General features: G+C 45.9%; 21 protein-coding genes. 7 read left to right on the plus strand and 14 right to left on the minus strand.

The features are described from left to right. Positions 1–18 precede the first annotated feature (18 nt). A complete protein-coding gene (locus H528_RS12670; RefSeq protein WP_022853166.1) occupies positions 19–555 on the plus strand; it encodes a methyl-accepting chemotaxis protein in 537 nt (178 codons plus the stop codon). Here the strand turns inward: H528_RS12670 and thpR are convergent. The 6 genes from thpR to H528_RS0104610 form a co-directional block, all read right to left on the minus strand. After that, complete coding sequence (gene thpR / locus H528_RS0104585; protein ID WP_022853167.1) at positions 550–1122, minus strand: RNA 2',3'-cyclic phosphodiesterase; 573 nt, start codon at positions 1120–1122, stop codon at positions 550–552. The two genes, H528_RS12670 and thpR, sit on opposite strands and share 6 nt — an antisense overlap. Next, positions 1079–2350: a CinA family nicotinamide mononucleotide deamidase-related protein gene (locus H528_RS12675; RefSeq protein WP_022853168.1), complete on the minus strand. Its 1272-nt coding sequence runs from the start codon at positions 2348–2350 to the stop codon at positions 1079–1081. The genes thpR and H528_RS12675 overlap by 44 nt, the downstream gene beginning before the upstream one ends. 39 nt (positions 2351–2389) lie before the next feature. Further along, complete coding sequence (lpxC, locus tag H528_RS12680; protein WP_022853169.1) at positions 2390–3301, minus strand: UDP-3-O-acyl-N-acetylglucosamine deacetylase; 912 nt, start codon at positions 3299–3301, stop codon at positions 2390–2392. 143 nt (positions 3302–3444) lie between these two features. Then, a complete protein-coding gene (gene era / locus H528_RS0104600; RefSeq protein WP_022853170.1) occupies positions 3445–4356 on the minus strand; it encodes a GTPase Era in 912 nt (303 codons plus the stop codon). Beyond that, entirely contained in the window at positions 4337–5077 is a 741-nt protein-coding gene (gene rnc, locus H528_RS0104605; RefSeq protein ID WP_022853171.1) for a ribonuclease III, read from the minus strand. The genes era and rnc overlap by 20 nt, the downstream gene beginning before the upstream one ends. Positions 5078–5115: 38 nt before the next feature. Beyond that, the gene (locus tag H528_RS0104610; protein WP_051132476.1) at positions 5116–5823 is read right to left on the minus strand and encodes a septal ring lytic transglycosylase RlpA family protein; all 708 of its coding nucleotides are present in this window, start codon (positions 5821–5823) and stop codon (positions 5116–5118) included. Between H528_RS0104610 and H528_RS12685 the strand changes: the two genes are divergently transcribed. From H528_RS12685 to H528_RS12695, 5 genes are all read left to right on the plus strand, one after another. Continuing rightward, positions 5822–6580, plus strand: a complete 759-nt coding sequence (locus H528_RS12685; RefSeq protein ID WP_033396253.1) for a 5-formyltetrahydrofolate cyclo-ligase — start codon at positions 5822–5824, stop codon at positions 6578–6580. The two genes, H528_RS0104610 and H528_RS12685, sit on opposite strands and share 2 nt — an antisense overlap. Before the next feature lie 413 nt (positions 6581–6993). Beyond that, positions 6994–7767, plus strand: a complete 774-nt coding sequence (locus tag H528_RS0104620) for a ParA family protein (protein ID WP_022853174.1) — start codon at positions 6994–6996, stop codon at positions 7765–7767. Then, entirely contained in the window at positions 7754–8608 is an 855-nt protein-coding gene (locus H528_RS0104625; protein ID WP_022853175.1) for a ParB/RepB/Spo0J family partition protein, read from the plus strand. The genes H528_RS0104620 and H528_RS0104625 overlap by 14 nt, the downstream gene beginning before the upstream one ends. Next, positions 8608–9099 (plus strand): NYN domain-containing protein, encoded by a 492-nt coding sequence (locus H528_RS12690; RefSeq protein WP_022853176.1) that lies wholly within the window; start codon positions 8608–8610, stop codon positions 9097–9099. The genes H528_RS0104625 and H528_RS12690 overlap by 1 nt, the downstream gene beginning before the upstream one ends. A gap of 11 nt (positions 9100–9110) precedes the next feature. After that, positions 9111–10775, plus strand: coding sequence for a cation:proton antiporter (locus H528_RS12695; protein WP_022853177.1), 1665 nt, complete (start codon positions 9111–9113; stop codon positions 10773–10775). On the opposite strand, the gene H528_RS12700 is transcribed toward H528_RS12695, so the two are convergent. The 3 genes from H528_RS12700 to H528_RS0104650 are packed head-to-tail and all read right to left on the minus strand — an operon-like array spanning position 10759 to position 13533. Next, positions 10759–11664, minus strand: a complete 906-nt coding sequence (locus H528_RS12700) for a DUF362 domain-containing protein (RefSeq protein ID WP_022853178.1) — start codon at positions 11662–11664, stop codon at positions 10759–10761. The genes H528_RS12695 and H528_RS12700 overlap by 17 nt on opposite strands. Next, positions 11654–13021, minus strand: coding sequence for a nicotinate phosphoribosyltransferase (locus tag H528_RS0104645; protein WP_022853179.1), 1368 nt, complete (start codon positions 13019–13021; stop codon positions 11654–11656). Before H528_RS0104645 ends, H528_RS12700 begins: the two co-directional genes overlap by 11 nt. Continuing rightward, on the minus strand, positions 13018–13533 hold the full coding sequence (locus tag H528_RS0104650) for a cysteine hydrolase family protein (RefSeq protein WP_022853180.1): 516 nt from the start codon (positions 13531–13533) through the stop codon (positions 13018–13020). Before H528_RS0104650 ends, H528_RS0104645 begins: the two co-directional genes overlap by 4 nt. Before the next feature lie 178 nt (positions 13534–13711). Here H528_RS0104650 and H528_RS0104655 point away from each other — a divergent pair, with 178 nt between their 5' ends. Next, the gene (locus H528_RS0104655; protein ID WP_022853181.1) at positions 13712–14839 is read left to right on the plus strand and encodes an HDOD domain-containing protein; all 1128 of its coding nucleotides are present in this window, start codon (positions 13712–13714) and stop codon (positions 14837–14839) included. Here the strand turns inward: H528_RS0104655 and H528_RS12705 are convergent. The 5 genes from H528_RS12705 to H528_RS0104680 form a co-directional block, all read right to left on the minus strand. Then, on the minus strand, positions 14829–16508 hold the full coding sequence (locus H528_RS12705) for an N-acetylmuramoyl-L-alanine amidase (protein WP_022853182.1): 1680 nt from the start codon (positions 16506–16508) through the stop codon (positions 14829–14831). The two genes, H528_RS0104655 and H528_RS12705, sit on opposite strands and share 11 nt — an antisense overlap. Next, positions 16508–19072, minus strand: coding sequence for a DNA mismatch repair protein MutS (gene mutS / locus H528_RS0104665; RefSeq protein WP_022853183.1), 2565 nt, complete (start codon positions 19070–19072; stop codon positions 16508–16510). Before mutS ends, H528_RS12705 begins: the two co-directional genes overlap by 1 nt. A gap of 89 nt (positions 19073–19161) precedes the next feature. Then, on the minus strand, positions 19162–20424 hold the full coding sequence (locus tag H528_RS0104670) for an ATP-binding protein (RefSeq protein ID WP_022853184.1): 1263 nt from the start codon (positions 20422–20424) through the stop codon (positions 19162–19164). Positions 20425–20527: 103 nt separating this feature from the next. Then, the gene (locus tag H528_RS0104675) at positions 20528–21805 is read right to left on the minus strand and encodes a dihydroorotase (protein ID WP_022853185.1); all 1278 of its coding nucleotides are present in this window, start codon (positions 21803–21805) and stop codon (positions 20528–20530) included. After that, complete coding sequence (locus H528_RS0104680) at positions 21805–22725, minus strand: aspartate carbamoyltransferase catalytic subunit (protein ID WP_028845781.1); 921 nt, start codon at positions 22723–22725, stop codon at positions 21805–21807. Before H528_RS0104680 ends, H528_RS0104675 begins: the two co-directional genes overlap by 1 nt. Positions 22726–22767 lie beyond the last annotated feature (42 nt).

Genomic DNA, 22767 nt, shown 5'->3' on the forward strand with positions numbered 1-22767 from the left:
TCGGTACGGAGAAGAGAGATGCAAAAGCGTAAAAAACTCAACTTGTCGGTCAAAGCGGATTTACAGCGCTGGCTTTTGTTAAAAATTGGTGTGGCCATTGTGATTTCTGTTGGCATAGCCTTAGCTATCCTTTACGCGTTTAGCCACAAAGAATTAGGTGACAGTCTATACCACGCTCATTTTACTATCAAACATGTAAGTGACTTGCTGTTACCGGTCATTTTAGTAGCAGGTGGTGTTTGCCTTTTAACAGGCTTTTTTATCGTTATCTTTCTTCCCCAAAAAATTGCTGGGCCGCTTTATCGTGTAGAAGAAGACTTGAAATATATCGCTTCTACCGGAGATCTCCGTAAAAAAATCTCCCTAAGAAAGGGAGATAAATTTTTTCATTCTTTAGCTGACGCCGCTAACAAACTTGTTGAACGAGTTAGAAAAGATTACCAGGACATCCAAGATAAGATAGATCAAGCCCAAAAGGCAATAAAAGAAGGGCGAAATGAAGAAGCTCTTAAATTACTCTCTCAAATAAAAGAAAACTTGAAACAAAAGTCATAAGGGGAAACGCTTTAAGGGGGTATAAATAGCCCCTTTGGGATGAAGGGTACTTTCGTAAAGAATGAGTTCGCCAATTTTGATTTCTCCAGTAGGAATGACTTCGTCTTCGAGATGCTCTTTAATTTTGTTAAAAAGGGCTTCTTTTCTTTGGTAAGACTTTACTCGGCCAAGGGTGACATGCGGCACAAAGGGTCTTTTCTCCCTGGGAAAACCTATTTTTTCAAAGGCTTCTTCAAGCTTTTGCTGAAGAAGAACCAGGGCCTTTAAGTTACCCGTAAGCCCAACCCAAACCACACGCGGAGAGCGTAATGAAGGAAACGCTCCCATCCCTTTTATCCCCAACTCTAGTTCAGAAAGTCGAAGATCCTTTAAAACTTGTTCAACAACTTTGGCTATAGCGGGAATCTTCTCTTCGGGGACTTCTCCGAAAAATTTTAAGGTTAAATGAATCCCCTCGGGACGCACCCAGCGGACTTGAGCCCTGCTCGATGCCAAATCTTCCTGAAGCTCTTTAAGCTTTTCTTTAACTTTTACAGGGAAATTGATAGCTAGGAACAAGCGTGCCATAAGTCAGATACCTTCTAAGCCAATCAAGGGCCGTACTAGCTGCGTAATCTTGAACCAGATGGCGCTCCCCAGGAAAAAGAAAACATTGCGCCACGGTATCCTCTGGGCACGAAAAACCAATCCAAACAGTGCCCACGGGTTTTTGAGCGCTGCCACCAGTAGGTCCAGCAATCCCGGTAACCCCTATGCCATAAGTGGTTCCAGAAAGCTTGCGAACCCCCTCTGCCATGGCAAGGGCCACAGGTTTACTCACCGCTCCGTGCCTGTTAATGGCTTCCTCAGGAACGCCTAAAATCTCAATTTTTGCTTGGTTTGAGTAGGTAACTACCCCCCTTTCGAAATAGGCTGAGGAACCAGGGATACGGGTAAGACGTGAGGCAATAAGCCCTCCAGTACAAGACTCCGCAACAGCAAGTGTCTCTCCTTTAGCATTTAAGAGTTTGCCTACTACTGATTCAAGCACATCTTCATCGTGACCAAAAATATTCTGGCCTAAGGTCTTTTCTATCTTAGCTGATACCTCCATAAAAAGAGCTTGAGCAGTATCAAAAGATGAATCCCATACAAGTAAGGAAATATGGATTTCCGGAAGCGCAGGATAAAAGCCTATTTTGATATTTTCCTTGTGAAGAAGGCACTCCAGGGCAAGGTTAATGTCTGCCTCTCTTAGGCCGAACACCTTAAAAACCCTGCTCAAAAAGTATTTGTCAGTTGGTAAAAGTTTTTTAAGAAGAGGGATAACACGGCTTTCTAAAAGAAGTTCAAACTCCTCAGGCACCCCTGGCAGACAAAAAATAAGTTTATCGTTGGCACGAAGATAGTAGCCCGCTATAGCGTGATCATAAGTAAGGAGCTCAGCCCCTTGCGGAAGCTCTGCCATCTTTAAGCGCAAAGGATTATGAGAAAGCCCTTGGGCTCGTTCTCTTGCTTTAATCCTTGCCACCATATCTTCATGACGCACCAAAGGCCGCCCAAGTGCCTTTGCTACTGCTTCATTGGTTATATCGTCGGTTGTAGGGCCAAGGCCTCCGCTTATGATAAGAAACTGGTAACGTTTTAAAAAATCATTCAAATAGCGTTCGATGAGTTCGTGGTCATCAGGGATGGTTACTATCTCAGCAGTTTCGTAACCGTTTAAAAGAAGAGTTCTCGCCGCCAAAAAGCTGGTACGGTTTAAGACGCGACCTTCAACCAGCTCATTTCCAACGGCTAAAATGGCCCCTTTCATGCCTTTTGTTTAGCACAAAAAATCAAAGGCAGTCAAAACTTATGCGGCAAAAGCAGGGAGAGAAACTGCCGCAGGTTTTAAAGGAGCACGCCCAGGGGAGGGATACCAACGCCAGGCGTAAAGGCTCTCACCCAAGGCCTTGACCGCCCGCAAGTGCAGCTTATGAGAAGCGCGTGTTGCCTTTATCTTGGCTAAAATAGGTGCGCCAAAAAGATAAAGGTCTCCGAGGAGGTCCAGGGTTTTATGGCGGACGAATTCATCAGGAAAATGTAAACCATCAGGGTTAAGTACCTGTTTGTCGTCCAGCACAAGGGCATTTTCAAGGCTTCCGCCACGCAAAAGGCCCTTCTCACGCAACACAGCGAGATCTTCAAGAAAGGCAAAAGTGCGCGCCATACACACTTGGGAGACGTATTTTTCTTGGGAAAGTTCAAAGGAAAACTTTTGATGCCCGATAACAGGATGCGCAAAGTCTATTTCGTAATCTATGGCCAGGGTGTCCGCAGGGGAAATCACTATGCTTTTTTCGCCTTCACGGACGATTATTTCTTCTTCAAGACGAACATAACGCCTAAGCGCCCACTGAGGCTGCCTGCCTACGGAAATAATAGCTTCTACAAAAGCCTTAGCAGAACCATCAAAAAGGGGAATTTCATCCCCGTAAACTTTAATCAAGATGTTATCAATGGATAGGCCATTTAAAGCTGAGAGCAGATGTTCCACATAGATAATGCGATATTTGCCAAGGGCAACCAAAGAAGCCCCGTCAATGGCATGCGCTGTTTCAGGACCTACGGGGATAGAGATAGGAGAGGGAAGATCTGCCCGTTCAAAGACAATACCGTGATTAGGTGGCGCAGGGCAGAGCTCAAGCAAGATTTCCTTGCCGGAAATAACCCCTTCGCCACTTAAGGTAATTGCTTTGGTTATAGTATGTTGAAAAAGCTCCATGGCTTTTACCTTCTTTTTTTCTGGTTAAACCATGCATGTTTTATGCCAAATCTAAAAATCTTGTTTATTAAAGGATTCACAAAGTGATTGTCCAAGAAGTCACACAAAAAGTGTGACTTCTTTTAAACAGTGTTGTAAAAAAGTCACACCCCTGGAAAACCGAGCCTTCTTAGAAGCTTTTCCTCTTTGCGCCAGCCCTTAAGCACTTTGACCCATAGATCCAGATGAACTCGTTTGCCAAAGAGAAATTCCAGTTCCTCCCGGGCCAAGGTTCCTATCTTTTTTAACATTTGTCCGCCTTTTCCAATAACGATTCCTTTTTGGGAGTCTTTTTCCACGTAAATGGTCGCCTGAATGAATATCATGTTTTTTTCTGGATCTTCTTGAAACTCTTCTACCACCACGGCGGTAGCATAAGGAATCTCCTGACGCGTAAGCATAAATACCTTTTCGCGAATAATTTCTGCTGCCAAAAGGCGCTGGGGTTGATCCGTTAAAGTCTCTGGATCGTAATACATGGGGCCTTCTGGAAGAGTTTCGACAATTTCTTTCACCAGTTCGTCAAGACCATCCCTTTCAAGGGCAGAGATGGGGACAATGGCCTTAAAGGGATATATACGCGAGAAAAATTCTATCATGGGCAAAAGCTCGCCTTTTTTAATTAAATCTATTTTGTTAAGCGCAAGAATGGCGGGTTTTTCAGCCTTTTGTAAAATTTCGATGATTTTTTCCTCTGCCTTGGGATTGCGATTACTCACGTCAATGATGAAAACAATGCTATCTACCTCTTCGATAGCCTTCAAAGCCTGCTCTACCATAAGCTTGTTAAACAAATCTTTGGCGTCATGAATCCCCGGAGTATCTACAAAAATTATCTGGAAATTTTCACCTGTTAGCACTCCTCTTATTGGGAAACGCGTTGTCTGAGGCTTAGGGGTAGCAATGGCAACCTTATACCCCAAAAGTTGGTTCAAAAGAGTTGATTTGCCCACATTGGGAAGCCCAATAAGGGCCACGTATCCTGAACGAAATTCTTTATTTTCCTTTTGTTCCATATTTCTCCTCCAATATTTTCAAGGCTTGCTTGGCTGCCTCTTGTTCAGCCGCTTTTTTGGAACGACCTTTGCCTTTGGCTAAAACCTCTCCGTTAAGGCGAACTTCTACCAAAAACTTCTTGGCGTGCTCTGGACCAGAAGCCTCAATGAGCACATACTTTGGCGTTTTTTTAAAACGTGCCTGAGTAATCTCTTGTAACACGGTTTTATAGTCTGAAAGAAGCCCCCTTTTGGCCTGAGGGATTACCCTTGCAAAAGCCCCGCGCACAAACTCAAAGGCCTTTTCATAACCCCTGTCAAGATAAATAGCTGCCACCAAAGCCTCAAAAGCTGAAGCAAGTATCGAGGGCTTTTTGCGCCCGCCTCCCCTTTCTTCACCTGTCCCCAAAAGGATAAGCTCTGAAAGCCCGATCTTTTGAGCCACTTTGCTAAGCCTTTCTTCATTTACCAGCCAGGCTCGCATTTTTGAAAGCTCACCTTCACGGAAATCTTTTCCGTAACGCTCGAAAAGAAGATGGCTTATAACTGCTCCAAGAACCGCATCACCCAAAAATTCCAACAGTTCGTTATCCCCGTAGGGCCAGTCGGGATGGTCTCCCAAAAAAGAGCGATGTGTTAGGGCCTTAAGATAAAAGAGTTCGTTTTTAAAGCGAAACCCCACACATTTAGAAAGCCTTAACAAAAGTTCCTGATATTTTGCTAAATAATCATTGCTGGCCATGAAAAGAGGAATAATCAGCCTAACGAAAGATGCAAGCTTTAGCGCGCAATAATAAAGGCTTGAGGGAAATGTTTTTCAAGAAGAGAAAGCATCTTTTTGGCGCGCCCAAGATCATTAGCCACAAAGACCTGTACGCGGTAAAAAGTGCGGCCGTCTTTACTGTAGGGCTCAATAGTAACAATGGAATATCTTTTTCTGAGCTTTTCTTTGAGCTTGATAGCATTGGCATAATTCGCAAAAGCTCCCACCTGAATGAAATAGCGCCCCTTAAGAGAAAGATGTGCTTTGGGAGAAGTCTCACTTAGCGCCTGAATCCTCACCCAGGCCGTGCCTTTTTGGTGCATACCAAGGGCTCGGGCAGCGGCAAAGCTTAAGTCAATGATGCGCCCTTTAACAAACGGCCCTCTATCGTTAATGCGCACGATGACCTGACGGCCATTTTCCAGGTTGGTTACCAGGACTTTCGTCCCCATAGGAAGGATTCTGTGCGCCGCGGTATAGGCATACATGTTGTATCGCTCACCACTTGCCGTGGTCTTTCCGTGAAAGCCTGGGCCATACCAGGAAGCAACGCCTTCTTCCACATAACCTTGCGCTGACGGCAAAGGATAGTAAACCTTTCCGCCTACACGATATGGGCGCTGGGTTGGGGGGGCTTTTGGCGCGTAAACTTTCTTGCTAACCTTCGGAGGAGGTGCACAGCCAAAAACCAGCAAAAACATTACTAAAATGGGGACAAACCGCATGACACAGGAGATTTTATCAGAAATAAAACTTGCCAAGAAGGCTTTAAGGGAAAAAATCTGGCAAAAACTAACAGAAGAAGGCGTTTCTCGCTTTCCCGGGGCCTTTGGCCGGATTCCTAACTTTGTAGGGGCTGAAGCTGCCGCGGAAAAAGCGGCTTCTTTAGAGGTTTTTAAAAAAGCCAACTATATCAAAGCAAACCCTGATAGCCCTCAGCTCCCGCTAAGGGTCAAGGCTCTTTTAGCAGGCAAGACCATTTTCATGGCGGTGCCAAAACTAAAGGCCGAAAAGCCTTTTATAAGGCTTGACCCTGCGGGGCTAAAAGTTCATCCTCTGCGTGCTGCCACTATCAAAGGAGCCTTTAAATACGGTGAACCAGTTGCCCCTGAAGAAATGCCTTCTATTGACCTGGTTATTACAGGGTGCGTGGCTGTTAATCTAAAAGGTCATCGCCTGGGCAAGGGAGGAGGGTACGCAGACCTTGAACTGGCTCTTCTGGCTGAGTTTCAAAAAATAAACGAAAAAACGGCTATTCTTACCACCGTCCATCCCTTACAAATAGTCAAAGAAATTCCCTTGGAAGAACATGATTTTTCCGTAGATTTTATTGCTACTCCAGAAAGTGTCTTTAAAAGAGAAGGAAAAAAACTCTTTCCCCGTGGTATTATTTGGGAAATCCTTCCAGAAGACAAGCTACGAGCAATCCCTATTTTAGGTCGTTTAAAGGTTTCCACAAAATCCTCGAAATTTATGGAATAAAATTCCACAAACCTTAAGAATGCCTACCCTTTTATATTGAAGCTGGAGAGTTTTGTCCGATAAATTGCTGTGGCTACGCGACTTGCACACTTCGATCTCGTAAAATACTCGCTAGCCATGATTTTTGTTCAAGTGCTGCTCCCTCCACCCACACCACGGCATTTAAACAAATTTTAGCAAAAAACCTTGATGCGTACCTGACAATCTTTTTCAAAATTTTTAAAAGGTCTCGTCAAGCAGGGGAAAATAGGTGATAATGAATCCAAAATTAAGTTTCTATTTTAAGGAGGCCTTTGCAAAATTGCCGCGAATAGTTTTGCAAGCACAGCCACAAGGGAGCCGTTCCTATTTTTTCGAAACAAAAAAACGGAACGGATCTAGCAAAGGTCTCTTGAGATGTTTCACGTGAAACAATGCCTAGAATCATAGCTGTTGCCAACCAAAAAGGGGGGGTGGGGAAAACCACCACCGCCCTAAGCCTTGCTTCCGCACTGGCTATTTTAGGCCAGGAAGTACTCCTTATCGATATAGACCCCCAGGCCAACACCTCAAGCGGGCTAGGCCTGCGCCAAACAAAACCAAACCTTTACGATATCCTTTTAAACGGTGCAGACCCTGGAAGAGCCCTTTATGAAACATCTTATCCCAAACTAAAACTCTTACCCTCAACAATAGATCTCATTGGCAGTGAGATAGAGCTCGCTAACAAAGAAAGGCGGGAATATCTCCTGGCAAACATCATCGCCCAAGTAGGCAAAAATTTTCGCTACATTTTAATTGACTGCCCGCCATCCCTTGGTCTTTTAACCTTAAATGCCCTCGTAGCTGCCCAAGGGGTTTTAATCCCCCTTCAATGTGAATATTATGCCCTTGAAGGCCTAAGCCTTCTTATAAATACCATCAGACGTGTTAAAAAGAACTTTAACCCCAAGCTCTATCTCTATGGCATCCTTTTGACAATGTACGACGCACGCAATAAGCTCACCAAACAAGTGGAATCCGAAGTGAGACGCCACTTTGGCAGGGCGGTCTTTCAAACGGTTATTCCGCGCAACGTACGTCTAAGCGAAGCTCCGAGTCACGGCAAGCCCATTTTTGCTTATGATCCCTCCTCAAGAGGAGCGCGAGCTTATATGACCCTTGCCCAAGAAATTCTCAAACGGGAGGCAAACCTTGGCAAAATCTAAAGAAAAAGGCCTAGGTCGCGGGTTAGACGCCCTTTTACCCGACGAAACATTCTCTGAACCAGGAGAAGAAATCTTTTTCTGTCCCATTGAGGCCTTGAGACCTTCTCCCTACCAACCCCGTATCCAAAAGGAAAAAGGCCTTGAAGAGCTTGCGGCTTCAATCAAAGAAAAGGGCCTTCTTCAGCCACTTCTTGTGCGGGAAGTAACCCCTGGGATTTATGAAATCGTGGCGGGAGAAAGGCGCTTTCAGGCCGCACGCCTGGCAGGGCTTAAGCGTGTACCGGTTATCGTAAAAGAACTTTCTCACCAGGAGACCCTTGAACTTGCCCTTATAGAGAATCTTCAGCGCGAAGACTTAAACCCCATCGAAGAGGCCTTAGGATACCAAAGGCTCATGGAAGAATTTGACCTCACCCAAGAAGAAGTAGCCCAAAAAGTCGGCAAAAGCCGCGCTGCCGTAGCAAATACACTACGGCTACTTAAACTTCCAGCGTTCCTGCAGGACGACCTGCTAAACGATCGCATCTCTGCAGGCCACGCCAGGGCCCTTCTACCCCTTGCCCACGACGAAAACCTCCTGCGCCAGATACGGGACCAGATAATCAAAAAGGGGCTTTCTGTTAGAGAAACCGAAGACCTGGTAAAAAAACTCAAAGAAAAAACTACACCCAAACCAAAAGAATCGCCCAAAGATCCCGATATCATCGCCCTTGAACAGGAGCTTGCTCAGGTCATCGGCGCAAGGGTAAAAATATCATGGGGCAAAAATAAAGGTAAGCTCGTAATAGAATTTAAGTCTTCGGAACAGTTTGAATCTTTTCTGGAAAGGCTTAAAGGATAATGGCCCTTCATTTGTTAATTGATGGATACAATCTTTTACACCAAATTCCGGAACTAGTCTTACTTATGCAGGAAGATCCAGAAGAAGCACGCAAGGCCCTGCTTAAACAACTCCAGGAATACCAGCGCATCAGACGGCATAAAATTACTGTTGTCTTCGATGCCTGGGGGAGAAATGAACCACAAAGCAAAGTAAACATAAAAGGTATTCAGGTTATTTTTACCGCTCACGGGGAAACCGCTGACGATTATATCAAGCGCCGCGCTGCTAAAGAAAAAGAAAGAGCCGTGGTGATAACTTCTGACAGAGCTATCCGGAGCTATGTGGAAACCTATGGTGCCATCTCGGTGACCTCACGAGACTTTCTCTCGCGCATGGAAGCGGCTTTTTACGAAGAAATGAAAGGCGAAAAATTGGCCTTTGAGCCACGTCCACGTAAAAGACTCCCGAAAAAAGCCCGTCAGCGCCTGGCTAAAATCGCTAAACTCTAAGAGGGGCGGCCATGATTCTTCTAACTGACGTAGTCTTAGTATTGGGGTCTGCTTTTGTAAGTAGTCTTATTGCTCATTATTTGCGTATTCCTAACATCATTGGTTTCATTGTGGCAGGGGCCTTGATTGGCCCTTACGGTTTGCACCTGATTAAGGCCAAAGAGGCCGTACATTTTTTAGCAGAACTTGGCGTGGTACTACTGCTTTTTACCATTGGCCTTGAGTTTTCCCCGGCGCATCTGGCAAAACTAAGACGCATCGCCTTACTTGGCGGAAGCCTTCAAATCGTTACAACCCTCCTTATCTCGGGGATATTTGTCTATTTTGCTTTCAAAGGCAGTATTCCCTTTGCATTTTTCGTGGGAGCTTACGTAGCCTTAAGCAGCACCGCCATCGTGCTCACTTTGCTTCAAGAACGCGGAGAGCTTGAAACGCCTTACGGACGTGCTTCCCTTGGAATTCTTCTTTTCCAGGACATGGCCATCGTGCCTTTAATGCTGCTCATCCCGCTTTTAGCAGGAAAACACAAGGCCGACGTAGGCCTTTTGCTAATCCTTTTAAAAACCTTCCTGCTTCTTGGGGGAGCTTACGTAATAAGCCGATGGGTGCTTGGCTTTTTTATGGATATCATTGCCCGCACCAGAAACCGTGAGCTATTCCTGCTTGCAACCCTTACTTTTTGCCTGGCAATAGCCTGGGCTGCTTATCTCGCGGGGCTGTCTCTTTCTCTTGGTGCATTTTTGGCTGGCTTTATCTTAGCCCGCTCCCCTTATAGTCACCAGGCCACGGCAAACATCCTGCCTTTTAAAGACCTGCTCATTTGTATCTTTTTTGTCTCTGTGGGCATGTTTTTCGATATACGCTTTTTTATTAGCGAGATCCCTGTGATTTTAGGGGCAGGCCTTACAATTTTTATACTTAAAAGCAGCATTATCTTCGGCATTTTGCGTTTTATTTTGCGCTATCCTCTCCACGTGGCCTTTCTCGTAGGAGTCAGCCTTTTCCAGATCGGAGAATTTTCTTTTGTGCTGGCGCAAGAGGCCTTAAAGTTTGAACTCATTGATCTTTCTATTTTTCAGTTGCTTTCCTCTATTTCTATTTTGACCATGCTACTTACTCCCCTTGTCATAGCTCTAGCTAGGCGGCGCTTACCCATGGTGGCTGAAGACAAGGTCTGTCCTATTGTCCCTGAAAATCACATGATAATCGTGGGGCTTGGCGTGGCAGGGATGGCTCTGCGCACCGCTGCCAAACGTGTGGGAATTCCTTACGTTATCATAGAAATGAACCCTGACACCGTAAGACGCGAAAAAGCAGCTGGAGAACCCATCGTCTTCGGCGATGCCACTTACGAATACATCTTACGCCAAGCGGGATTGGAAAAAGCAAAAGTGTTAGCTGTGACCATTCCAGATAGCAAAGCTGCCCGTGTGATAGTGGGGCTTGCCAAGCACGTCAAACCTGACATTTACACCCTGGTGCGCACTAGATACGTCGCAGAAATGGTCTCTCTTTTGGAACTAGGGGCAGATGAAGTGGTGCCTGAAGAGCTTGTAGCTGCGCTAAGCATGTTCGCCCGGGTACTTAGGCTCTATTTGGTTCCCGAAGAAGACATCAGGCGATACCTTGAAGAATTTGCCAACAAACACTACGCGCTTTTTAGAAAAGCCGTGTAAAGAGCCGCTTGGTAAAACTCTTAATCAGCCTCAAAGGTTGAAAACTTATCGGGCTAAGGCTTTGGGGAAGCTCTATACTAAATGCTGCTGGAAGACCTTTTACTTCAATATTTTGGGGAAAAGCGGCGGGAATTGATAGGTCTTGAGCGGCTTTCCATAGGGGCACGTCCTGAATACTAAGCCCTAAACGCTCATAAATAGCGGTATCAAGGGCAAAGGCATTTTGTGCCGCTACTATCATTCCCAATTTTTTTGGTCGCCCACCTGTTGGACCCCGGCCTTCCATAGCAACTACGGCATCAAGGATATTGACTTTTACCGGAAGCATGGTCGCCACTTCGCAAATCATGCGGGCAAAAAGATTGTCTTTTTCTCCCAGGCGGGTATGAAGCCACGCCTTTTCCACACCTACCACACACCCAAACAAATTCTTCACTGCAAGGGTCAACAAAAGTTGGTTGTGCACCTTAAATCGCGGTACATTGACAATGGCATAAGCTGAAAGGGCCTCGTGAGCAAGAGAGACCTTTATACCACAAGGAAGCAAAACTTTCTTTTTGTGTCTGAATTTCGTTATAGGAACGCCGATTTCGGAAAGAGCTTTTTCCGCCCCGCTGGCCCGGGCTACCCTTTTTGCGGTGCCAAAGGCAGGGGAGTCTGCTATAAAAGGCCTGGCTCCCATGTCCAGAAGGCACTCGCAAACTGCCCTTAACACCAGAGGATGGGTACAAGAAAGATAAGCCTGCCGAAAAGTAACAAAATTTGGCTTAACCAAAATCTTTTGCCCAGAAAAATCCCTCTCAAATCCCTTTAAAAATTCGTACAGAAGATCCTTTAAAGGATTCAAATCATAAGAGTGACAGGGATAGGCAGTAACTTTATAAGGCACTTTTTACTTCTTTTAGGCGGATTTCTTCTTCTGTCTTTTTTTGCACGGAAAGCAATAACTGAGAATACTCAACCGGATAAAAGCTATCTTTTGGAGGGACAACTTCATTAAAAGGGGCCGGAATCTTTTCTAGGTTTTGCTGAATAGCCTTCCGAAGGACACAAAGTCCTGGCGGAGCTATTAACCTTTTACCTTTCTCCATCGCTTTTTCGAGCAACGGATAACCTTCAGGATAATTTTCCTCACGCAGGCAAATTACGTCTTTAAAAAATTTACCATTTTTTTCAAGGCGAAATACCTGCTTGGGCCCTGCCAAGGTCTTTTTCCCGTGAGAGAGCTTTGTTACAGGGCGGTTATCGTACGCCACAAGCTTGTAAGCGGCATCAAGAAAAGGGGCATCAGCAGAAACTCCCACTTTGGTCCCCACGCCAAAGGCATCTATAGGGGCACCTTCAGCCAAAAGTTTTTTGATTTCATACTCATCAAGACCGCCACTTACAAAAATCTTCACGTAGGTAAGTCCGGCGTCATCTAAAATTTGCCGCACTTTTTTGGCAAGGTAAGCCAAATCTCCACTGTCAAGGCGCACCCCTTTCAACTTTTTGCCTTTCTCCTCAAGCGCCTTGGCCACAACCACTGCTTTTTTGGCAGCCGCGAGTGTATCGTAGGTATCAAGCAAAAGAATGGTATTTTCTGGGAAGACATCGGCAAAGGCAGAAAAGGCTTTGATCTCAGTTTCAAAGCTTTCGACATAGGAATGAGCCATGGTCCCGGTCACAGGAATGCCGTATAGTTGTCCGGCAAGGGTATTGCTCGTGGCTGAAAAACCAACAGCATACGAGGCCCGGGCGACTTTTAACGCTGCTTCAAGGCCATGGGTGCGTCTGGCAGAAAAATCAACCACCCCGCGCCCAGAAGCTGCCAATACGTTTCTTACTGCTTTGCTGGCAATTAGCGACTGGAAACACAACGCATTGATGACAAAAGTCTCGATAAGCTGGGCTTCAGGAAGAGGTGCGGTGATCTCTAAAACCGGTTCTTCAGCAAAAAAAACCGCACCCTCAGGCATGGCCCAAACATCGCCGGAAAACCTTAACTCTCGAAGAAAATCTAAAAAATCAGCGGAAAAAAGCTTTAAGGATTTTAGATAAGCCAGATCTTCTTCGGAAAAAGAAAAATTTTCTAAAAAATCAAGTACTTCCTGTAAGCCCAAAAAAATAAAAAAGCGCCAGTTTGAAGGGTAACTGCGCACGAAAAAAGAAAAAGTTGCCGGCGCAAACATTTCGCGCTCAAAGTAAACCGCGGCCATGGTGAGTTCATAAAGGTCTGTGAACAACGGGGAAGTTTTTACGCTCATAGGATTTCTGCTTTGTAGATCCGTTCCATGCGTTTTAGGGCAAAGCGATGCATCTCCTCATCGAAATCGCCAACGCAGTCTTTATAAACAATTATTTTGAAATTTCGAAAAAAGGCATCTGCTGCGGTATCCATCACACAAATACTGGTGCATACCCCTGTAAGACAAACAGTATCAACGCCCTTTTCCCTAAGAACTTCTTCGAGCCGGGTACGGAAAAACCCGCTAAAACGCGTCTTGGGAACAATCACTTCGTGCTCAAGGGGCAAAAGCTCTGGAATTATCTCAGCACCCCAGGAACCAGCCACAGCATGCACAGGGAAGGCGGAAAACTCTTCATCATTCGGGCTATGCTGATCGCAAAGATAAATAACGGGTAGATTTTCTTTTCTGAATCGTGCAAGCTTTTCTTTTAGTGGCGGGATAATCGCACGCACTGCTTCCCCACAGAAAAGCGCTCCTTCAGGCGCCAAAAAATCATTTATCATGTCGATGACAAGCAAGGCCTTCATTGCCTAGGAAATTAGTAAATAATTTTTTCCCTGACAAGTAAGTTTTGAAGAGAACTTTGCAAAACACCTGTTAAAGGTCCGAGCCAGGACCGTGACAATTTTGCAAAGGTCTCTCAAACGTTTTCAAGACTTGATTATTTTTTCCGATAATATTTAACACAAGGTCTGAGGAAATAATATGCTTTATCCATATTTAATACTAGCTACAATAGTGCTTTTACTAGCCGGCCTATTATTTTTAAGGCGGCAAGCTGCTCCTGTTGAAGTAATAGAACTTGAAACCAAAAAAAGTAGCAAGAAAAAAGACCCGCTGCCCCCAGAGGTACGCGCCAATAAAATCTACTACCGAAGCATTCTCCACAAAAAAAAGAGCCGTAAAATTTACTCTTTGGCCAAACATAGGGTAAAAACTACGCGCGAACTGAATACTGCCCAAAAAGACTTTCTTTACCAGGAGCTTAAGCGTTTTCCTTTACCCTCTGGAGCTGCTATGCAGCTTGCTGAAATGCTTCGCGATCCCTATGTTGATTCTCGCAAAGTGGCAGCTCTTGCCTCAACAGATCCGATAATCTCAGGAAGACTGCTGGCCCTGGTGAACTCAGCTTATTTTCGCCCCACCTCTGGCAAAAAAATACACTCTATTCACCGGGCTATTCTTTATTTAGGATTCAATCAAGTGCGTAATCTGCTTTTTCAACTGATGCTTGAACAAGCTGTTAGCAAACACTCTCCTCTCTCCCAAGAAGAAATACGGAAGATTTGGCTTCATTCCGCGGCCGTTTCTGTAGCAGCGGGAGAGATCGCCAAAAAATTTGAAGACCATCCTGGGTTAGTGCTCACGGCTGGCCTTATGCATGATGTTGGCAAATTTTTCCTGCCTTACTTTGAAAACAGCGAAGAACTGGGAGGCTTCTCCCTTAATGATGCCGAAGAAGAACCCCCGCCCCTGATTTTGGAGGAACAAAAAACCGGATTTAATCACGCGGTGATTGGGGCGGTGCTTTGTTACATCTGGCAGATCCCTGAAGAGATTTCGCAAACGGTTTCTTTGCATCATTTTGGCGATTTTGCCAGGCTTAAAAAGCTGCATCCCAAAATGCAGCATGTTATAACAACCGTGGCAGCAGCAGACTATATCTGCCATCTTCTAGGATACGGCGAAGAAGAGCCCTATCTTTACGAAATCCCCAAAGAAGCCCTGGAGGCCTGTGGCTTTCCCAGTTATCCGGAGTTTTTAATCACCCCAGCCCTTGAAAAAGAAGTAGAACGCATGGTGAAGCTTCTTGAGGAATACACTACGGCGTAGCAGCTATTTTCATTTGGCGTACGTACTCTTCAATGCCTCTGGCTATGCCATCTGCCACGAGGTCTAAATATTTCGGGCTTTGGAGGCGCCGATATTCCATTTTGTTGCTGACAAAGCCTATTTCCACCAGCACAGCGGGCATGCGTGTGCCTATCAAAACGATAAAAGGTGCCGTGCGCACGCCTCGGTCTTTCACATAGCGGTAACGTTTTTTCACGCACGAAACGAGATTTTTTTGAACCGCCTCTGCCAGGCGCTGGGACTCCTCAAGCTTGGTGTTTAGTAAAATACCCTTCAAAAGATCCTGGAGTTCACTCATGGAATGGGTAGAGGCCGCATTTTCAAGCGCGGCTACGCGCATGGCTTCTTCGTCGCTTGCAAAATTGAGATAGTAAGTCTCTAGGCCGTAAGCACGGCGATTGGGAGAACTATTTACATGTACCGAAATGAAAAGGTCAGCGCCTTTCATATTGGCAATAGCAGTACGTTGTTCAAGGGGGATGAAAACGTCCCGGTTGCGCGTAAGAACAACTTCACAACCCAGGCGCTTTTTTAGTTTAGCAGCAAGTCTTTTGCTAACTTCAAGCACAATGTGTTTTTCCTTAAGGCGCCCCCTGCGGCAACCAGGGTCTTTACCACCATGGCCAGGGTCAATCACTATGCGGTTAATACAGAGCCCTAACTGCTGCGCAAGCGAAATATCACCGTTTATTATTTTAGGAGGCGGCGGACAACCCTTCTTTTTGGCGGGATGTCCGACAAGATCAATAACCAGGCGCGGGGGCGAATTAAGAAAAAAAACTCGATAGTCCGTGAGACTTGCCAAATCCAAAACCACCCGCACGGTGTCTCTGCGATATTGGCCCAGGCGAACCTGTTTTAAAAGGCCATCCTGAATAGGGATCGCTGGCTTTACATAAGGGGAGATTTTTGCCGGACGAATATCTACGTAAAGACGAGGCGGCTTACCTGCATGAGCCTTTAAAACATGGGGCTTATATTTTACGTTTCGGGTAAGATCCACCACCACGCGGCTGTAGTCTTTGCCAGACCAGTAGCGTACCTGCTTTACCGTGCCACCTAGTTTAAAAGCCAAAACTTTTGTGCTTTCGTTTTTCGCAGGTGTCTCTTGCTTTGCAGGTTTTTGGACCTTTTGCGCCGAAGCTTTTCTTTTTGTTTCACGTGAAACACTGGCAAGCTTTTTAAGCTCCTTTTTAAGTGCTAGGGCTGTGACTGGATCTTTAAATTTTTTCTCATAAATGACTACCGCTCTCTTAAGGGCTAGTTTCGCCTGGGGGCTTTCAGGGTATCTTTCCCATAACAAACGGTAATACCTTACCGCCTGAATCAAGTCTTTTCGTTTTCCTGAATAACCGTATAGTTCTTCGTAAAGACGCCCGGTACGATAAAGGGCCTTGGGAGCAACCGCGCTTTCAGGGTAACGTAAATAAATACTTTTAAACTTGCTAATAATCTCCAGCCAGTAGCGGCGATATTTGATTTTTTTTGACCTGGCAAACTTTTTTAACGTGGCTTCAGCATGCTGGTAGGCCTTCTCTGCCCGGGAAGCGGCTACAGCTTCTTGCCCGCTGGCGAAGGATAAAAAACTCCACCAGATAAAGGTCAAAAAAAGGAGCCTTGCTGTCAAATTTTTGACGAAAAGACTCATCAGGACTTCTCCGCCAGGGCGCGTAGCTCGTAAAGTTTTTGCAGGGCCTCAAGAGGAGTTAGCTTATCAGGATTTAAAGCAAGGAGCTGATGCTTTAAGATGTCATCCATAGCAAACAGGCTTTTTTGTTGCTTTTTAGTATGCCTAATCCTCGGGGCAGAGCCTTTCTCAAGGGTGGCTAAAATCTCCTTGGCCCTTTCCACTACTTCTTTGGGAAGCCCTGCCAGGGCAGCCACTTGGATCCCATAAGACTCGCTGGCAGGACCAGGAAGCAAGCGATACAAAAAAACTATTTGGTCTTCAAAGTCTTTTACCGCCACGTTGAAGTTTTTTATCCCTGGATACTCAGCCGCAAGCTCTGTCAATTCGTGATAATGAGTGGCAAAAAGCGTCATCACCTGCTTCTTTTGCAAAAATTCTGCCACGGCCCAGGCAATTGCCAGGCCGTCGAAGGTGCTGGTGCCACGGCCAATTTCATCAAGGATCACCAGGCTTCGGGAAGTGGCCTGATGCAAGATATTAGCACACTCAGCCATTTCCACCATAAAAGTGCTGCGGCCACGAGAGAGTTGGTCTGAAGCCCCGATACGGGAAAAAATGCGATCACAAAGCCCGATACAGGCCTCTTCCGCAGGCACAAAAGAACCAATGTGCGCCAGAAGGGTGATCAAGGCCGTCTGGCGCAGGATCGTCGATTTTCCTGCCATGTTTGGCCCGGTAATGATGAGAACGGTGTTTTCTTCAAGGTCAAGCCTTACACTGTTTGGGACAAAAGTCCCTGAAGGAAGGGCCTTTTCTACCACAGGATGGCGACCTTCTTTGATTTCAATAACAGGCTCTGGCACAAGCTTGGGGCGCACGTATTGGTTTTCCACAGAAACCTCTGCCAAGGAAAGTAGCACGTCTAAAGTGGCAAGTGCCCTTGCAATGTTCTTAATCACTTGTGCCTGGTCAGCCACTTCCTGGCGCAGGGCCAAGAAAAGCTCAAGCTCTATTTCCTTAATGCGCTCGTCTGCGGAAAGCACCTTAGCTTCGAATTCTTTTAACTCAGGGGTAATAAAGCGCTCTGCGCCAACAAGCGTTTGTTTGCGAATGTACTCTTCTGGCACTTTGCTTAGGTGGCTTTTAGAAACCTCGATGTAATAGCCAAAGATGCGGTTGTATCCGATTTTGAGATTGGGGATCCCTGTGCGGGCACGCTCACGGGCCTCAAGCTGGGCCAGATAACTCAGGCCATCGGTCTTTAAGCCTCTTAGTTCATCTAGTTCCTGATGGACTCCCTCTCGAATAAAACCGCCCTCACGGAAATTAACCGGGGGATCGTCTATAAGGTTTTTTTCAATTTTTGAAACGAACGCTTGTGGAATAGCCAGATTAGCATATATCTCATCAAGCAAAGGAGATACTTTTTGGGGAATTAATTCCTTAACTTTGGGAAGAACTTTGAGAGATTCTTTTAACGCTACCAGATCACGGGGATTGGCAAGCCCCATGGCAGCCCGGCTAACCAGGCGTTCTACGTCTGAGACCCTGGCCACAAGCTCCCGCAACTCTTTACGCAGACCGTGATCTTCCACAAAATAGGCCACCGCCTGAAGTCTGGCCTCAATGGCCTCTATATCGCGAAGGGGGTAAACAAGCCATTCCTTAAGGAGTCTTCCCCCCATGGAGGTCTCTGTCTTATCAAGCACTGCAAGAAGGCTTCCCTTTATACTTCCATCAAGATTGTTGCGCAGGATTTCAAGATTGCGTTTGGTGCTTTCGTCAAGCACCAGAAAAGACGAAAGATAGTAAAACCTTGGGGGGGTTAAGTGCGAAGCCTTTTCTTTTTGGGTTTCAAAAACATAATCAAGAAGTGCCGCTGAAGCCTGAATGGCAAAAGGTGCTCCTGAGAGCCCGAATCCCGCAAGGTCTGCCACGTTAAAAGATTCCTTCAAAAATTCTTCTGCCTGACGTGCTGCTCTCAAAAAATTGCGAAAACTAAAAAAAACCTGGGGCAAAATCTCTTTTATCCGCAAGACTAACTGAGAGTCTTTTAGTTCCTCGGGTAGCAGGATCTCTTTGGGCTCAAGGCGTGCGATTTCGTTTAAAAGTTCTTCTTCAAAGAGCTCGGTGGCACGAAAATCTCCGGTGGTTAAATCAAGGTAAGAAAGACCGTATTTCTTACCGGGAAAGACACAAAGTAAGAAGAGATGTTCTTTTGCTGCACAGAAATCGCCGCAAAGATTAAGGCCTGGGGTTATCACACGCACGACTTCGCGGCGCACAAGCCCCTTGGCCTGTTTTGGATCTTCCACTTGTTCACATATAGCGACTTTGTAGCCGGCCTCCACTAAGCGGTTGATATAAGGGGTGGCGTTGGCCGCTGGCACCCCACACATGGGGACTTTTTCTTTGGTACCCTTGTCGCGCGAGGTAAGGGTGATGTCAAGGATGCGAGAGGCAAGCACCGCATCGTCAAAGAACATCTCGTAAAAATCCCCAAGGCGAAAAAACAAAATAGCATCAGGGTAGCGCTCTTTGATCTCGAGATATTGACGAAACATGGGGGTCAGCTTGGCCATATGCTAAATTCTAAACTAAGTGTCAAATTTTGACAGGGGCATGTTTTAATTCAGGATTCCTTCTACGCTGCTTATCTTTCTTGTGGAAATTAGATTACATAATGCCAGGGAACTACCAGAATATTAGAAGCTGGCTGAAAAATTTCTTCTCCCAGGTATAAAACCAGGCCAAAAGGCGCTCTTTTTTCGAAATCTTTGAGAAATTGTTTTAATCCAGCGAGTTTTTTCAAAGATACCGTTGACGAAGCCTTAATCTCTATGGGAAGTAACCTTTCACCGAATTCGACCACTAGGTCTACTTCTGCTCCTGCAAGGGTTCGATAATAATAAATGCGCACCTGAGGCTCAAATACCAAAAAATACTTTGCAATCTCTTCAACTAGAAAAGTTTCCACGAGGGCTGCATAGTAAGGATGCAGTGTTAACCTACTGACTTGAGGCATTATCCCCGAAAGGCTTAAAGCAACGCCTGTGTCTCTAAAATGAAGCTTTGGAGATTTAGTCAATCTTTTACCAAGATGGGTGAAATAAGGAGGAAGCCTCCTTATTTGATAAGAAATTTCAAGGAGTTGAAGATAATTTCGGGCTGTAGAAGGAGCAATACCTGCATCCCTTGCCAATTCTGAGATGTTAAGGACCTGGGCAGTCCTCAAAGCCGCAAGCCCCATAAGTCTGCGAAAATCACCTAACGAAGCCACCTGTGATATATCTCGTAAATCTCTTTCAAGATAAGTAGCTATGTAGTTTTCGAACCATAGAAGACGTAATTCATCATCTCCCATGAGAACTGCCGGAGGAAGACTTCCTCTTTTAATCAAGCTCTCAAGGGGAGGTTTAGATGGTGGCTCTTCTAACGAAGGCAGTTTTGTCTCTACCAAACAATTTTTCAAAAACTCAGGAGGAGAATATTCTTCAACCTCAGCAAGCATAAAACCCGATAATTCAAAAATAGCTATTCTCCCGGCAAGGGTTTCGGAAACCTTCTTCAAAAGAAGGAAATTGGCAGAACCTGTAAGCAAAAAGCGTCCAGGTTCTCGGTCTTTATCAACCATGACTTTAAGGGTTTCAAAAACCGCTGGAACTTTCTGAACTTCATCAAGAGTCCAAGGGCCTTTTTGTGCAGAAAGAAATCCATAAGGTTCCGTTTCAACCACTTGTCTTATTTCAGGAGAATCCAACGAAAAATATTTTCGTTCAGGAAACTCGTGTTGCACAAGAGTGGACTTTCCCGTTTGCCGCGCTCCAACTACAGCAACCACGGGGAAATACCGAAGAGCCTTTTTGATGCGTTCCGCAAGAAAACGTTTTTTGTACATTGCTTGAAAATTAACAACGGCTTTGTCAATTTTCAAGCGATCCTTATTACGGAAATGAACTGAAAAAGATCTTGTTGCAGCAAAAAGGATCCTTCTATTTTTCGGAACGAAAAATGGGAATGAATTCTGGCAATGGAATCTAATTTAGCCGCGAAAATTTTATTTCACCGGCCACTATGGTAAGCAAGGCCTGACCCTGCATTTCCCAGCCCAAAAAGGGCGAGTTTTTGCTCTTTGAATGAAGGGCGTCTTCGGTTACTACCCAGCGTTTTTCTGGATCAAAAACCGTTACATCAGCTGGTGCTTCTGGCTTAAGGGTCCCACCAGAAATTTTTAAAATACGTGCGGGATTTAGGGACATAAGTTCAATCATGCGCGAAAGGGAAAATACCTTTTCGCGTACCAGGCGGAGCGCAAGGGGCAAGGCAGTCTCAAGGCCGATGAGACCGCAGGCTGCTTTTTCAAACTCGCAAACTTTTTCAAGCGGGCTATGGGGCGCATGGTCTGTGGCAATGGCGTCGATAGTTCCATCAGCTAAGGCCTGGCAAATGGCCTCTCGGTCTTCGTCAGTCCTAAGGGGTGGATTTACCTTGGCGTTAGTGCGGTAGCCAAAAGTGGCTTCTTCAGTAAGGGAAAAATAATGCGGCGCAGTCTCTGCGGTAACGGGAATGCCTTGGGCCTTTGCGGCCCTGATAATTTCTACACCGAGTCTGGTAGAGACATGGGCAATGTGCACAGGATAGCCCGTAAGTTTAGCAAGCATTACCTCACGAAAAATGGCTATAGCTTCGCCTTCCCGCGGAATGCCTTTTAAGCCAAGCTTTGCCGAGGCAAGGCCTTCGTTTACATGGCCCCCCTGGGAAAGGGAAAGCTCTTCCGAGTGGGAAATTATGGGCAGATCAAAGTTTTTGGCATACTCAAGGGCAAGACGCATAAGCCCCGCATCGGGCACGGGATAACCATCATCAGAAAGAGCTACAGCTCCTGCGTCTTTTAGCTCGCCAAACTCAGTAAGTTCTTCACCCTTTTGGGCCTTGGTGATACAGGCCACTGGAAAGACCCTGGCAAGGTTTGCTTCAGCCGCTTTTTTCAGGATAAAGCGCGTTACCTCAGCGTTATCATTGGGGGGTTTGGTATTAGGCATGCAAGCCACCGCACAAAAACCCCCTGCCACTGCGGAAAGAGTCCCGGTGGCAATGGTCTCCTTCCATTCCTCACCTGGCTCGCGCAGGTGAACGTGCATATCTATCAAGCCCGGACAAACGATCAGGCCCTGGCAATTTATAATTTTCGCGCTTTCAGCGTGAATCTCTGGGGCAATTTCTTTAATTTTTCCTTCTGCTATTAATAGGTCGCCGTTTAAATCAATTTTTTGGGAAGGGTCAATGATTCTTCCGCCTTTGAGTAAAAGCTTCACTATTCACCCCCTAAAAGAAGCACTAAAAGGGCCATGCGCACGGCAACCCCGTTGGTAACCTGCGTGAGGATAACGCTTCGTGGGTCGTTTTCTAGCTCTGGACTAAGCTCTACCCCCCAGTTAATAGGGCCTGGATGCATAAGAAGACAGTCTTCTTTGGCAAGGGATAGTCTTTCCTGGTTGATACCAAAATAGCGGGCATACTCCCGCACCGATGGAAACAAAGCACGGCCATGTCGTTCTTTTTGCACCCTAAGGGCCATGACTACATCGGCATCTTTAAGGGCTTCTTCTAATTGGTAACAAACCCTGGCCCCCAGGGCTTCTCTTTCTGGTGGAAGCATGGTGGCAGGGCCTGAGACAAAGACTTCGGCCCCCATTTTGCGAAAAGCAACGATATCTGAGTGCGCCACCCGGCTATGTCTTATATCGCCTATGATAGCTACCTTAAGGCCTTTAAAGTCGCCCTTTTTTTCCCGCACGGTAAGGAGATCCAAAAGGGCCTGGGTTGGATGGGCGTTAAAGCCGTCACCGGCATTGATAACACGTGTTTTTATGTTTTCGGCAATAAAATGCGGGGCACCTGCGTTGGGATGCCTGATGACAAAGAGATCGGCCCCCATAGCCTTAATATTTAGTACGGTATCAAGAAGGGACTCTCCTTTTTCAACGCTGCTCATCCGGGCGGTAAAATTAAAAATATCCGCAGAAAGGGTCTTAGCCGCGCGCTCAAAGGATAATCGGGTGCGGGTGCTAGGTTCAAAAAAAAGGTGTGCGACGATTTTTCCGCGAAGGGTTGGAACCTTGGGAATCGGGCGTTCTAGAACTTCTTTTAGGGCCTCTGCGGTATCAAGAATAAAAGTAATTTCTTCAGGCGCAAGACTGGCGATATCAAGGATATGTTTTTTACGAAATTCCATAACAGCCCCTGGCTCTCCAGAGAAATACCAAAAGGCCAGGGG

The sequence above is a fragment of the Thermodesulfatator atlanticus DSM 21156 genome (assembly GCF_000421585.1).
GTDB lineage: Bacteria > Desulfobacterota > Thermodesulfobacteria > Thermodesulfobacteriales > Thermodesulfatatoraceae > Thermodesulfatator > Thermodesulfatator atlanticus.